General features: G+C 74.5%; 12 protein-coding genes. 7 read left to right on the top strand and 5 right to left on the bottom strand.

Annotated elements, in window-relative coordinates; genetic code table 11:
• Nucleotides 1-46: 46 nt before the first annotated feature.
• Nucleotides 47-460, bottom strand: coding sequence for a hypothetical protein (locus BUE45_RS20600; RefSeq protein ID WP_245833378.1), 414 nt, complete (start codon nt 458-460; stop codon nt 47-49).
• Nucleotides 461-671: 211 nt separating this feature from the next.
• Between BUE45_RS20600 and msrB the strand changes: the two genes are divergently transcribed.
• From msrB to pssA, 3 genes are all read left to right on the top strand, one after another.
• On the top strand, nt 672-1,109 hold the full coding sequence (msrB, locus tag BUE45_RS20595; RefSeq protein WP_073381007.1) for a peptide-methionine (R)-S-oxide reductase MsrB: 438 nt from the start codon (nt 672-674) through the stop codon (nt 1,107-1,109).
• Between the two features lie 165 nt (nt 1,110-1,274).
• On the top strand, nt 1,275-1,943 hold the full coding sequence (locus BUE45_RS20590) for a phosphatidylserine decarboxylase (protein ID WP_073381006.1): 669 nt from the start codon (nt 1,275-1,277) through the stop codon (nt 1,941-1,943).
• Nucleotides 1,930-2,751 (top strand): CDP-diacylglycerol--serine O-phosphatidyltransferase, encoded by an 822-nt coding sequence (pssA, locus tag BUE45_RS20585; protein ID WP_073381005.1) that lies wholly within the window; start codon nt 1,930-1,932, stop codon nt 2,749-2,751. Before BUE45_RS20590 ends, pssA begins: the two co-directional genes overlap by 14 nt.
• A 202-nt stretch (nt 2,752-2,953) precedes the next feature.
• Here pssA and hemQ read toward each other — a convergent pair whose 3' ends face one another.
• Nucleotides 2,954-3,667, bottom strand: coding sequence for a hydrogen peroxide-dependent heme synthase (hemQ, locus tag BUE45_RS20580; RefSeq protein WP_073381004.1), 714 nt, complete (start codon nt 3,665-3,667; stop codon nt 2,954-2,956).
• Entirely contained in the window at nt 3,664-5,121 is a 1,458-nt protein-coding gene (hemG, locus tag BUE45_RS20575) for a protoporphyrinogen oxidase (RefSeq protein WP_073381003.1), read from the bottom strand. The genes hemQ and hemG overlap by 4 nt, the downstream gene beginning before the upstream one ends.
• A gap of 260 nt (nt 5,122-5,381) precedes the next feature.
• Here hemG and BUE45_RS20570 point away from each other — a divergent pair, with 260 nt between their 5' ends.
• Entirely contained in the window at nt 5,382-6,482 is a 1,101-nt protein-coding gene (locus BUE45_RS20570) for a DUF4349 domain-containing protein (RefSeq protein ID WP_073381002.1), read from the top strand.
• Between the two features lie 75 nt (nt 6,483-6,557).
• On the opposite strand, the gene hemE is transcribed toward BUE45_RS20570, so the two are convergent.
• Nucleotides 6,558-7,583 (bottom strand): uroporphyrinogen decarboxylase, encoded by a 1,026-nt coding sequence (hemE, locus tag BUE45_RS20565; RefSeq protein ID WP_073381084.1) that lies wholly within the window; start codon nt 7,581-7,583, stop codon nt 6,558-6,560.
• 311 nt (nt 7,584-7,894) lie between these two features.
• Between hemE and BUE45_RS20560 the strand changes: the two genes are divergently transcribed.
• From BUE45_RS20560 to BUE45_RS20550, 3 genes are all read left to right on the top strand, one after another.
• The gene (locus tag BUE45_RS20560; protein ID WP_073381001.1) at nt 7,895-8,470 is read left to right on the top strand and encodes a DUF3000 domain-containing protein; all 576 of its coding nucleotides are present in this window, start codon (nt 7,895-7,897) and stop codon (nt 8,468-8,470) included.
• Between the two features lie 84 nt (nt 8,471-8,554).
• Complete coding sequence (locus tag BUE45_RS20555; RefSeq protein WP_245833377.1) at nt 8,555-9,817, top strand: HRDC domain-containing protein; 1,263 nt, start codon at nt 8,555-8,557, stop codon at nt 9,815-9,817.
• A 256-nt stretch (nt 9,818-10,073) separates the two neighbouring features.
• Nucleotides 10,074-11,090 carry a tetratricopeptide repeat protein gene (locus BUE45_RS20550; protein WP_073381083.1) on the top strand — a complete coding sequence of 339 codons (1,017 nt, stop codon included), beginning with the start codon at nt 10,074-10,076 and terminating at the stop codon, nt 11,088-11,090.
• Nucleotides 11,091-11,118: 28 nt separating this feature from the next.
• Here the strand turns inward: BUE45_RS20550 and BUE45_RS20545 are convergent, their stop codons facing one another.
• Entirely contained in the window at nt 11,119-12,864 is a 1,746-nt protein-coding gene (locus BUE45_RS20545) for an ABC transporter ATP-binding protein (RefSeq protein WP_073381082.1), read from the bottom strand.
• Between the last annotated feature and the right edge of the window lie 223 nt (nt 12,865-13,087).

Raw genomic sequence — 13,087 nt, 5'->3', positions numbered from 1 at the left:
CCGGCCCCGGCGGCGGGGCGCCCGCGGGGGCGCCCCACCGGGGTGCTCACTCCCGCTCCGGCGCCTGCGGGCGGCTCCGCCGCCGGGACGCGAACACCACGTGGGCCAGGGGCAGCAGCACCGCCCCGACCAGCACGGCGCCCGCGCAGACGATGAGCATCGCGCCCGAGTCCGTCCGCATCCACTGGGCCACGCCCACCCCCAGCAGCAGGGAGAGGGCGACGGCCGCCACCGAGAACGCCAGCAGTCCCGTGAAGAGCCTGCGGTCGTCCCAGGGCTCGGCCTCGGCCTTGTCCAGATCGATCGGGAGGGCCTTCACCGTCAGTCCGGCGGCCCACTTCATCTCCTTGCCCACCCCTGCGGTGAGGGAGCGGATCCCGTCGCGCGCGCCCGCGGTGGTCCGTTCGAACCACCACAGTCCGTACCGCAATCTCCCCACGCGCCGGGGTCGTCTGATCACTTTGAGTGACTGTTGCGCTGTAGCGGCCATGTCACCTGCCTTGTTGCGCTTCGACCACTGAACCCTGCCCATTGCCCTACCCGCACGAATCGGCACCGAACGCGACCAAGGGTGAAGTTAGGTGTATGTCACGGCTAAGGACGGTTTACCGAGGGAACGCCCCGGCACCGCGAGGAGACACCGGTGTCCGATTCCGGATAACGTCGAGGACATGGCTGACACAGCGGACAACGCCCCGCACGGCGGGACCGACGGCATCCCGCAGACCGACCGGGAGTGGCGCGAGCGGCTCGACGGGCAGGCGTACTCGGTCCTGCGCCTGGGCGCCACCGAGCGCCCCTGGACCGGGGAGTACGTCGACACCAAGACCGAGGGCGTCTACCGGTGCCGCGGCTGCGGCACCGAACTGTTCCGGTCCACCGAGAAGTTCGACTCCCACTGCGGGTGGCCCAGCTTCTTCGACCCGGCCGACTCCGACGCCGTGACCCTGGTCGAGGACCACTCGATGGGCATGGTGCGGACCGAGGTCCGGTGCGCCACCTGCGACTCGCACCTGGGCCACGTGTTCCACGGTGAGGGATACGCCACGCCGACCGACGACCGGTACTGCATCAATTCCGTGGCGCTGACCCTGGAGCCTACGGAGTAGGTTGGCGTACCATCCTGGTTCCGGGCGTACGCCTGCGGGCCGCCCGAGGGCGGCCCGGTGTTCATCCGATCACCGCCCCCGGTGGATCAGGGATAATCGCATGCAACGCGCCGACGGGCGGCCCCACCGCCCCCGGCGTCGGACCACCCGCGACGAAAGCGCTCGATGACCGACGACTCACCTTCCACCTCCGTCTCCCACCGGCCCCCGGCCCGGCCGCGCCTGGGCATGGCCCAGGGCTCGGCGCCCTGGCTGCTCCCCGCGCTCGGCGCCGCCGGCGTCGCCGCACTCGCGGCCCGCGGCTCCCGGACGCGCACGGCGCTGGCCGTGCCGGTGGTGGCCCTGGCCGCCGGGATGGCGTGGTTCTTCCGCGACCCCGAACGGGGTCCCGCGACCGGTCGGGTGCTGTCCGCGGCCGACGGCGTCGTCCAGAGCATCGACCTCCGGCCCGACGGCCGGACCCGGGTCGCGGTGTTCATGAACCCCCTGAACGTGCACGTGAACCGTGCCCCCCTCGCCGGCGTGGTGACCCGTGTCGAGCACCGCCCGGGGGGCTTCCGCCCCGCCTTCGACAAGGACAGCGAGCGTAATGAACGCGTCATCTGGACCCTTGAAACCGAGATCGGTGAGATCACGGTCGTTCAAATCGCCGGCGCGATGGTCCGGCGTATCATCCCGTATCTCGCTGCGGGGCAGAAGGTCGAGCAAGGCGAGAGGATCGGGCTCATCCGGTTCGGGTCGCGGGTCGACGTCCATCTTCCGGCCGGGGTCGCCCCGGCGGTGGAGGTCGGCCAGCGGGTCCGCGCCGGGGAAACCCGCCTTGACGCCGACTGACGGCCCCCTCGCCGGCCCCCTCGCCTCCCCCGTCCCCGACACCGGGCGCATCCGCCTCTCCCTGGCCGACTACCTGACCCTGGGCAACGCCCTGTGCGGCTTCCTCGCCGTGTGCGCGCTGGTGGCCGCGCTGTCGGCGCACCTGGCCGCCGGGGCGGAGGGGCCGCTGCCGCGCAGCGCCATGGCCACGGTCGTGGGGCTGATGCTGGTGGCGGCCGCGCTGGACCTGCTCGACGGGCGGGTGGCCCGCAAGCTGGGCGGCAGCGGCATGGGCGCCGAACTGGACAACCTCGCGGACGTCATCAGCTTCGGGTTCACCCCCGGGTTCCTCTTCGTCGTCTGGGGCACCCAGGGGGGCGGCGGCACGCTGGCGGTGGCGGCGGGCGGCGCGGTGCTGCTGGCGGTGATCGTGCGCCTGGCGCGGTTCTCGCTCCAGACGCCGGGCACCGGCTACTTCACCGGTCTGCCCTGCCCGTTCGGCGCGATGGCCGTGGTGACGGTCGTGCTGCTGGACCCCCCGCCGACCGTGGCGGCGGTCGCGGTGCTCTTCATCTCCTGGCTGATGGTGAGCCGGATCGAGTACCCCAAGCCGCGCGGACGCAAGGCGTACATGGTGCTGGGCATGCTCGTCGCGGGCGTGGCGCTGGTGGTGTCCTGGGGCATGGGCCTGCCCGCCGGGCAGTGGCTGGTCTACCTCGTGAGCGTCCTGGTGCTGGTGTTTATCGTGACCGTGCCCTTCCACGTGCTGGCCACCCGGCGCGCGCCGGCCGAGGCAGTGCCCGCCCCGGCCGAGCCCGTCGAGGAGTGACACGGAGCGGTACAGAGGAGGGCGCCCCGGCGGAGATCCGCCGGGGCGCCCTCACGTGTGCCCGGACCCCCCGCACCGGGCCCCGGGGACCGGTGCGGGACCCCCGCCTCCCGGACCCTCCACGCACCCGTTCCGGCCCGTTCGCGTGCCGGGGACGCCTGCCCCCGCCGGGCCGCGGGCGGGTCCGGACGGGGGCCGGGTGTCACAGGGGCAGGGACTCCACCAGCGCCGCGGCGCTCTTGCGGCGGCCCGTGTAGAAGGGGATCTCCTCACGGGTGTGCAGGCGGGCCCTGGCGCCGCGCAGGTGGCGCATGAGGTCGACGATGCGGTGCAGCTCGTCGGCCTCGAAGGCCAGCATCCACTCGTAGTCGCTCAGCCCGAAGGTCGAGACGGTGTTGGCGCGCACGTCCGGGTAGGGGCCGGCCATCCGGCCGTGCTCGGCCAGCATCGCCCGGCGCTCGTCGTCGGGCAGCAGGTACCACTCGTAGGAGCGCACGAAGGGGTACACGCAGATGTTGTCGCGCGGCTCCTCGCCCGCCATGAACGCGGGCACGTGGCCGCGGTTGAACTCGGCCGGGCGGTGCAGGCCCACCACCGACCACACGGGTTCGGACGCCCGTCCTACCGCGGTGCGGCGGAAGGCGCTGTAGACGTCCTGGAGCTGCTCGTGGGTGTCGGCCACCCACCAGAACATGATGTCGGCGTCGGCGCGAAAGCCCTGCACGTCGTAGGCGCCGCGGGTGGTGACACCCTGCCCGGCCGCCTTGTCGAGCAGGCCCTGGAGCTCCTCCGCCGCGGCGGGGCGGTCGGCGCCCTCCAGGCTCCCGACCTTGAACACCGACCACATGGTGTAGCGGATGAGGGAGTTGGGGTCGGTGCCGTCCTCGGTGCTGGCTCCGCTGTGCTGGCCCGTCACGGGTTGACTCCTTGCTGGTTCGTGCCGTCGGCTCCGTCGCCGCGGCTGGTGGGACTGTCGGTCTGGAGGGCGGCGGCCAGGCCGCGGGCCTGGCGGTCCGCGTCGGCGATGCACGCCGGGATCCCCACGCCGCCGAAGGCCGCCCCGCACACCGCCAGCCCGCGGTGGCGGGCCAGGGCGTCGCGGACGCGGGAGACGCGCGCGTTGTGCCCGACCGCGTACTGGGGCAGGCCGTCGTCCCAGCGGGTCACCCGGGTCTGGGCGGGGCGCCCCGCCAGCCCGGTGACGCGGGACAGGTCGGCCAGGGCGGTCGCGGCCAGCTCCTCGTCGGAGCGGTCCAGCACCCCGGCCTCGCCGAACCGGCCGATGGAGCAGCGCACCACGACCAGGCCCCCGCCCGCCGCGGCCAGCTCCTGGGCCATCCAGGGCCACTTGTTGGCGGAGAAGGTGGCCGCCTTGACCGTGAGGCCCCCCTCCCCCGCCGGGACGAGGAAGCCGGTGCCCTCCAGCGGGGCGGGGAACGCCGAGGCGGGCAGCGCCAGGGTGACCAGGGCCATGCTCGCGTACTCGATGCCGCCCAGGTCGCGGGCCGCCGCCGGGTCGTGGTCGGCCAGCAGCCGGGCCGCCTCGGGGGCGGGGCAGGCGAGCAGGACCCCGGCGGCCTCGATCCGGTCGCCGGTGTCCAGGTGCACGCGCCATCCGGCGGGCGTGCGCTCCAGGGAGCGCACGCGGGTGCCGGTGCGCAGGTCCTTGCCGTGGCGCTCGGCCAGCTCCGCGGCGAGGCCGGCGATGCCGCCGCGCAGGGAGGCGAACACCGGTCCGGCGGACGGGCCGCGCTCGGCCGCGGCGGCGCGGACGCCGCGGATCAGCGAGCCCCCGTCGCGGGCCATCGGCGCGATCTGCGGCAGGGCGGCCTCCAGCGACAGGAGGTCCGCGCGGCCCGCGTAGACGCCTCCCAGCAGCGGTTCCACCAGGCGTTCGACGACCTCGCGCCCCAGGCGCACGCCGACGTAGGAGGCGACGGGGAGGTCGCCGCGCACCGGGGTGCGCGGGCGCACCAGGTCCAGGGCGGCGCGGGCCGTCCCCCAGGGGGACAGCACCCCGCTGCGGGCCAGTGCCGCCAGGTCGCCGGGCACGCCCATGAGCTGGCCGCGGGGCAGCGGGCGGACACGGCCGCGGCTGTAGACGGAGGCGGCGCCCGGGCCCGGGTGCACGATTCGGTCGCCCAGGCCCAGCTCCTCGATGAGGGCGAGCGCCTCGGGGCGGCGCGCCAGCACGGACTCGGCCCCGGCGTCGACGGACACGCCCGCCACGGGCGAGGCCCGCAGCTTGCCGCCGGGCTCGTCGGCGGCCTCGACCACGGTCACGGAGGCCCCGAGCCCGGTGAGGCGGTGCGCCGCGGCGAGTCCGGAGATCCCGCCCCCGACCACGACGACGTGCGGTGCTTCAGGCATGCTCCCAGCTTCCCAGATGCCGTGGGTCACAGCGTCCCGCCGTCCCCCTCGCGTCCGGCGCACCGTGGCCCTCCCCCTCCAGGATCGTCGACGCGGGGCGTGTGCGCCCCCGGGAACGTCCCGTGTCGGCAGGGTCTTTGCGCCCGATTCGGACCGTTGTCCGCTCGTTACCCACGGGCCGAAACCGGGGGTGACGGGCACCACGTCCAAGGGCCATGGCTACTTCGGTTTCATCTCCGGCGCCGCGTGCCGTCGGAATCGTGCTCTCCGCGGGCTTGGCCGCCCTCCTGGCGACCTCCTGTGCCGCGCCCATGAACTCCCAGGACTCCGGGGCCGCCGGCGCGCCCGCGCCCGAGTCGGCGGCCCGGGAGGAGTACTCCGAGGGCGCGGCCGGGGACGGCGCCCCCGTCGAGGGCGGCGGGACCTCGGGGGTGGACGCCGACGTGGAGGTGTCCGACCGCCGGATCGTGCACACCGCCGACCTCACCGTGCGGGTGGAGGACGTGGCCGCGGCGGCGCTGGCCGCCAAGGAGCTGGCCGCCGGCTCCGGGGGCCACGTCGCGTCCGAGTCGCTGTCCACGCCCTCCGGCGGGTCGCCCCAGGCGTACCTCACACTGCGCATCCCCGCGCAGGACTACGAGGAGGCCCTGGAGGAACTGGCCGCCCTGGGCGACCGCTCCGACCTCGACCGGTCGGTGGAGGACGTCACCGGGGAGGTGGCCGACACCGAGAGCCGCATCGAGTCGGCGGAGACCGCCCTGGACACCCTGCGCGGGTACCTGGAGGAGGCCGAGAACGTCGACGAGCTGCTGCGGGTCGAGCGGGAGATCCAGGACCGCCAGGCCGAGCTGGAGGCGTTCCAGGCGCGCCTGGAGACCCTGGAGGACCGGACGGCGCTCTCGACGGTGAACCTCACGCTGCTGCCGCCCCGGACCTACGTCGAGGAGCCCGCGGAGGACGGCCTCGGCTTCCTGGGCGGGCTGGAGCGCGGCTGGCGGTCGCTGCTGACGGTGTTCGGCGGGATCGCCGTCGCGGTGGGCTGGCTGCTGCCGTTCCTGGCCGTGCTGGCGGTGCCGGCCGCGGTCCTGGTGTGGTGGCTGCGCCGGCGCCGCACGGCGCCGGGGACCGCCTCCCGGGTGCCGGCGCGCGCCGGGGCCCCGGGCGGGCCCGCGGCGGCCGGTGCCGGGGCCGGGCAGGAGCCCCCGGCCGGCGGGAGCCCCGCGGACCGCGACGCGCGGGACACGCCCGAGGGCACCGGGACACGGGACACCGCCGACGGCCCCCGGACCGGGGACACCGGCGGAGGCCACGCGGCCCACGGCCCGCAGGACGCGCCCGGGGACGGCGCCGGGGACCGGTAGCCCCCGGTCCCCGCGGAGCGCCGACGGCGCCCGTCCCCGTGCGGGGCGGGCGCCGTCGGCGTGCGGAGGGCCGGCTCAGGCCGAGGTCTCCTCGTGGACGAACTCGGTCAGGCGCTGGAGCATGTCCGGATCGGTGTCCGGGAGCACGCCGTGGCCGAGGTTGAAGATGTGCCCGTCGGCGGTACGGCCGCGGGACAGGATGTCGCGGGTGCGCTCGGCGACGACCTCCCACGGGGCGAACAGGGTCGCCGGGTCCAGGTTGCCCTGGAGCGCGGTGCCCGGCTGGACCCGCTGCACGGCCTTGTCCAGCGGGACGCGCCAGTCGACGCCCACGACGTCGGCCCCGGCCTCGCTGAGCAGGCCCAACAGCTCGCCGGTGGCCACGCCGAAGTGGATGCGCGGCACGTCGTACTCGCTGAGCTGGCCGAAGATCCACGACGTGTAGGGCAGTACGGAGGCGCGGTAGTCCTCGGCGCTCAGCGCGCCCACCCAGGAGTCGAACAGCTGGACCGCGCTGGCGCCCGCGTCGATCTGGGTGCGCAGGAAGCCGAGCGTGATGGCGGACAGGCGGCGCATGAGCTCGTCCCACAGCTCCGGCTCGCCGTACATGAGCGCCTTGGTGTGCTCGTGGTTCTTGGACGGCCCGCCCTCGATGAGGTACGAGGCCAGCGTGAACGGGGCCCCCGCGAAGCCGATGAGCGGCTTGTCGCCGAGCTCGCCGGTGAGCATGCCCACGGCCTCGGTCACGTACGCCAGGTCGCCGGGCTCGATGTCGCGCAGCCTCTTGACGCCGTCGGCGTCGCGGATGGGGTCGGCCACCACCGGCCCCACCCCGGGCTTGATGTCGAGGTCGATGCCGATCGCCTTGAGCGGGACGACGATGTCGCTGAAGAAGATCGCGGCGTCGACGTCGTACCGGCGGACCGGCTGCATCGTGATCTCGGTGATCATGTCGGGACGGGCGCAGGCCTCCAGCATCGGCACGTCGGCGCGGACCCGTCGGTACTCGGGCAGGGAGCGCCCGGCCTGGCGCATGAACCACACCGGGGTGTGGTCCACGGGCAGGCGCCGGCAGGCGCGAAGGAAAGGAGAATCTTGCAGCGTCACCCCTCGATCGTGCCATGCCCCGGCCGGTGCTCTCACGCGGATCGCCCCGAACGGTGACGCGGTGCCACGCCCGCCCCTCGCGGGCGGCGGAAGCGCCGGAACCCTCCGTAAGGCGCCGTACGGTGGCGGAGCGGTCCCAAGATCATCACAAAACCCCGACACGCCGGGGGATCTACGCCTTCGGGGCGGCGACTCGTGCCACGGTCGTTGGCGTGCCCACCCTCCTGCGACGGGGGGAGCCGCCCCCAGCGGAGCGACACCCCGCCAGCACGCGATCACACTCAATGAAGGCTGACGTTTCCACCATGCCCGATGTCGGTAGCGCCGCGGACGCCGGCGAGACGTTCCGGCGAGCGGTCGAGGCCCTCGCCGGCCCCTCGCTCAGGTCCGAGATCACCGTACGGGAGATCCCCGCCCCGGGTCGCCTGGCCCCCCACACCGCCGCGGTGTCGGCGGAGGTAGCCGTGCACGGCGAGGAGGTCGCCTGGGGGCGGCTGATCGTCCTGTACGACCCCGAGGGGACCCGGGAGTGGCCCGGCCCCTTCCGGGTCGTCTGCCAGGTCAACTCCGAACTGGAGTCGGACATCGCCACCGACCCCCTGCTGGGGCCGGTCGCCTGGAGCTGGCTGACCGACGCCCTGGACGCGTGCGGGGCCTCCCACCACACGCTGAGCGGCACGGTCACCCGTGCCACGACCGAGGGGTTCGGGACCAAGTCCGGTGAGGGGTCCACCACGGAGGTGGAGATGCGCGCCTCCTGGACGCCTGAGGAGGACGACCTGTCCGCGCACACGGCGGCCTGGCAGACCCTGCTGGCGTCGGCCGCCGGGCTGCCCCCGGCGGACGTCGCGGACATAGCGCGGCAGCGCTCCCGGCCCTGAGGTCCCCCGCCCGCGGGGCCGGCGGACACCGCGGGGGCCGGGTCCGGATCCGCGCAAGGTGTCCGCAGCGCATACCGTAGTGGTGTGGCGAACGCGTTGAACTCGAAGACAGAACCCCGCGAACCAGGTGACGACGACGCCGAGGCGGCGCCGCTGCTGCGGGAACCGCGCGAAGGCCTTCCGGAGGTCACCTCCGACGCCGACGCCCTCGCCGGAGTGGTCGCCGCCGTCGCCGCAGGCAGCGGACCCGTCGCGGTCGACGCCGAGCGCGCGTCGGGCTACCGGTACGGCCAGCGCGCCTACCTGGTCCAGCTGCGCAGGGAGGGCTCGGGGTCGGCCCTGATCGACCCGGTCGGCTGCCCCGACCTGAGCGCCCTGGACGAGGTCGTCGGGGACTCCGAGGTGGTGCTGCACGCCGCGCACCAGGACCTGCCGTGCCTGGGCGAGCTCAACCTGCGCCCGCGGCGGCTGTTCGACACCGAGCTGGCCGGGCGCCTGCTCGGGTACCAGCGGGTGGGGCTGGGGTTCATGGTGGAGCGGATGCTCCACGTGCGCCTGGCCAAGGAGCACTCCGCGGTCGACTGGTCGCAGCGCCCGCTGCCGGAGGACTGGCTGCGGTACGCGGCGCTGGACGTGGAGATCCTCATCGAGCTCCGCGACGCGCTGGAGACGGAGCTGGAGGAGGCCGGAAAGCTGGAGTGGGCCCGCGAGGAGTTCGCCTCCGTGCTGGCCGCCCCGCCCAAGGAGCCCCGGCCCGACCCCTGGCGCCGGACCTCGGGCATCCACCGGGTGCGCAACCAGCGGTCCCTGGCCGCCGTGCGCGAGCTCTGGTACGAGCGCGACCGGATCGCGCAGGAGCGCGACATCTCCCCCGGCAGGGTGCTGCCGGACGCGGCGATCGTGGAGGCCGCGGCCACCATGCCCAAGAACCCGGCGGAGCTGAACCGCATCCGCCAGTTCGGGATCAAGCTGGCGCGCCGCTACCCCGGAGTCTGGATGAAGGCGCTGGACCGGGCCAGGGAGATGGCGCAGGCCGAGCTGCCCCGGCCCAACGCGCAGGGCGACGGCCCGCCGCCGGTCAACCGGTGGTCCGACCGGGCCCCCGAGGCCGCGCGGCGGCTGGAGGCGGCGCGGGCGACGGTGACGGGCATCGCCGAGGACGTGGTGATGCCGACCGAGAACCTGCTGCTGCCCGACACCGTCCGGCGGCTGGCCTGGGCGCCGCCGCAGGCGGTGGACCCCGACTCCGTCGGGGCGTTCCTGCGCGAGCGCGGAGCACGGGAGTGGCAGATCGGACTGACCGCCGAATCCCTTGCCACAGCCCTCAAAAACGCCGAAGAAGGGTAAACCTTTACCCACCTCTAACGTCCCCAACCTCAATGTGTCCGAAGTCACTGCACATCAGGGGCCCGGTCCGCCTGTTCCATCACCCGCTGTCCGTTTAAGTTATGGAACTGTGCCTTGGAATTTCAAGGCATCGTGACCTCTTGACGGTGAAGAGGGAACGTTGCGACGGTGTCAGTGCACATCGCGCTGAGAGCACCGGCGGTCCGGCCCGGTGTGTGCTTCCAGAGGATGCGGTCAGGGAAAAGAGGTGAGTCCGCTGTCGTTCTGGCGTTCGCTGCTCGGTGGGTCCGGACGTACGCGCGCCGGTCGGGCGCGCTCCGTCGGTGAGGACGTGCCCGTTCAGGAAGGTCCCCCGACCCGGGCGGAGGTCCGCGTCGAAGAACCCTCCGACACGCTCCCCTCCCGGATCACCGCGCCCGCGGCCGTGATGGCCGAGACCGTTCCCGCGGCGGCCGCACCGCTCGCCGGGCGCGCCGCCCAGGAGCAGCCCGCGCCCACCGCCGGGATGCGCGCGGCCTCGCTGGAGCGCACCCTGCGCTCGCTGGTCGAGCGCCTGGGCACCGAGCACCCCGACACCATCACCGCCCGCAACAACCTGGCGACCAAGTACGCGCAGATGGGCCGCCGCCAGGCCGCGGTGCAGCAGTTCGAGCTGGCGCTGGCCGAGGCCGTGGCGGTCTTCGGCACCGAGCACCCGCGCACCGAGATCATCCGGGAGAACCTCGCCTGGGCCTTCGAGGACGCGGGGCGGCCCGCCGACGCCGCCGCCCAGTGGGAGGAGCTGCTGCGGGACCGCGAGAGCGCCTTCGGGCCCAGTGACGAGGACACCGTGGAGGCCCGCACCCGGCTGGCCGTGTGCTACCGGCGCATCGGGCGGCTGGACGCCGCCATGGCGCACTACGAGCGGGCGCTGACGGACGTCAAGGACGCCGAGCGCATCGAGGACCTGCGGCTGGGGATGAGCGCGGCGCAGAACATGGCGGGCCGCCACGACGAGGCCGTCCGCCAGCTGCGCATGGTGCTGGCCGGACGGCGCCGCCGGCTGGGCAAGGGCCACCTGGACACGCTCACCGTTCACCACCGGCTGGGCCGCGCCTACACCCAGGCCGGGCGTACCGACGAGGCGGTGGAGACCCTGCGCGACGCCTACCGGGTGGCGCTCAACTCCTCCGGCGACCCGGAGGTGCGCCGGCTGACGCTGCGGCTGCGCCGCGACCTGGCGGGCGCCTACAGCGCGGCGGGCCGCCACCGCGAGGCCGACGCCCTGTTCTGAGCCCGGCCCCGCGGCCCCCGCTCCCGGGTCACCGCCCGGGGGCGGGGGCCAGCAGCTGTCCGGCGGCGAGGTCGCGGTAGAGGCCGTCGGCCTCCAGGAGCTCGGCGTGGGTCCCCACCGCCCGGACCCGTCCGGCGTCCATCACGACGATGCGGTCGGCCCCGGTCACGGTGGAGAGCCGGTGGGCGACCACGATGACGTTGGTCGTGCGGGCGGCCTCCGTCATCACCTCCTTGAGCGCCCCCTCGTTGGCGGCGTCGAGCTGCGAGGTGGCCTCGTCCATGAGCAGCAGCCGGGGCCGGCGCAGCAGGGCGCGGGCGATCGCCACCCTCTGGCGCTCTCCCCCGGAGAGCGTCGTCCCGCGGTGGCCGATGACCCCGTCGAGGCCGCCGGGCAGCCGGGAGACCAGGTCGGTGAGGCGGGCCAGCGCGACCACCCGGTCCAGGTCGGCGCCGGTGGCGCCGGGCGCGGCCAGGGCCAGGTTCTCCCGCAGGGTGCCCTCCAGCACCGGCGCGTCCTGCTCCACGTACCCGATCCCGGCGCGCAGCTCCCGCAGCGGCCTGTCGCGGACGTCGGTCCCGTCCAGCAGGACGCGCCCCGAGGTGGCGTCGTAGAACCGCTCGATGAGGGAGAAGACGGTGGTCTTGCCCGCCCCGGAGGGGCCGACCAGCGCGGTGAGCCCGGCCCCGGAAGCGGTGAAGGAGACCCCGCGGTGCACCGGGGGGAGGTCGGGCCGGTAGCCGAAGGTCACGTCCTCGAACACCACGGACGCGGGCTCCCCGGCCTCCCGCGGCACGGCCGGTCCGGCCTCCTCCCGGTCGAGTTCGGCGACCTCGTCGATGCGCCGGACCGCGGCCAGCCCGGTCTGGAGGTCGGTGAGCGAGGCGACCAGCATCCCGATCGGCTGCATGAGGTAGAAGAGCAGCAGCAGGAACGCGATGAGGGTGGAGATCTCCATGTCCCCCGCCGCCACCCGGCCGCCGCCCAGCGCGAGCACCACCAGGAAGGCGCAGTTGACGACCAGCCCGGTGAAGGTACCCGACACCGCGCTCCAGCCGGCGACCGCCACCCCCTTGCGCCAGGACTCCACCGCGGCCTCGTCCAAGCGGGCCAGCTCGGTGTCCTCGGCGGAGGACGCCTTGACGGTGCGGAAGGCCCCGAAGACCCGCTCCAGGCGGCCGCCCATCGTGCCCAGGGCGGCCTGCGCCTCCCGGGTGGCCCGGCCGATGCGGGGCAGGACCGCGCCCATGAGCACCCCGACCACGAGGAGCATGCCCAGGGTGACCAGGAACAGGGCGAGGTCGAGCACCGCCATGACGACGATCCCGCCGGCCAGCAGCACCGCCCCGGTGACCAGGTCGGTGACGCCGCTGGTGGTGACGGTGCGCAGCAGGGTGGTGTCGGCGGTCAGCCGGGCCACCAGGTCGCCGGGGGTGAGCCGGTCGACCTCGGACACCCGCAGCCGGACCAGGGTGCCCACCAGGCCGCGCCGCACGTCGAGCACGATCCCCTGGCCGATGCGCTCCAGCAGGAAGGAGCCCACCGCGCCGATCACGGCGCCGCCCGCGACCGCCGCGGCCAGCAGCAGCACCGGCGCCAGCAGCGGGTCGCCCGCGCCCAGGGCGTCGATGACGTACTTGGCCACCAGCGGCTGCGCCAGGCCGACGGCGCCGCCCAGGAGGGTCAGTCCTCCGCCCACGAGCAGGATCCGCAGGTGGGGCCGGGTGTAGGACAGGAGCCGGCGCAGGGGTGCGCGCGGTGCCGAGCGCAGCATCCGCCGGTGGTCGCGGTGGTCCGCCAAAGGTCTTCTCCCCGTCCGTGTGGGTTTCCCGCCGCAGCCGCGGATCCGTGCGAAAGTAGGCACGCCGGGGCATCGCGGGCCGTACCAGTCAACCGGTTCACGCGCGCGTGCGCATCGGTCGAAAGTCAGAGACCGGGACCTTCCATCGTCGGTGCGGAGGTGCCGGGCGAACACCGGGGACCCGCCACTCGCGCAT

This window comes from Nocardiopsis flavescens (assembly GCF_900141985.1).
Lineage (GTDB): Bacteria > Actinomycetota > Actinomycetes > Streptosporangiales > Streptosporangiaceae > Nocardiopsis > Nocardiopsis flavescens.
Note: the sequence above shows the minus strand (reverse complement) of the source record. Positions and strands in the feature narration are given on the sequence as shown.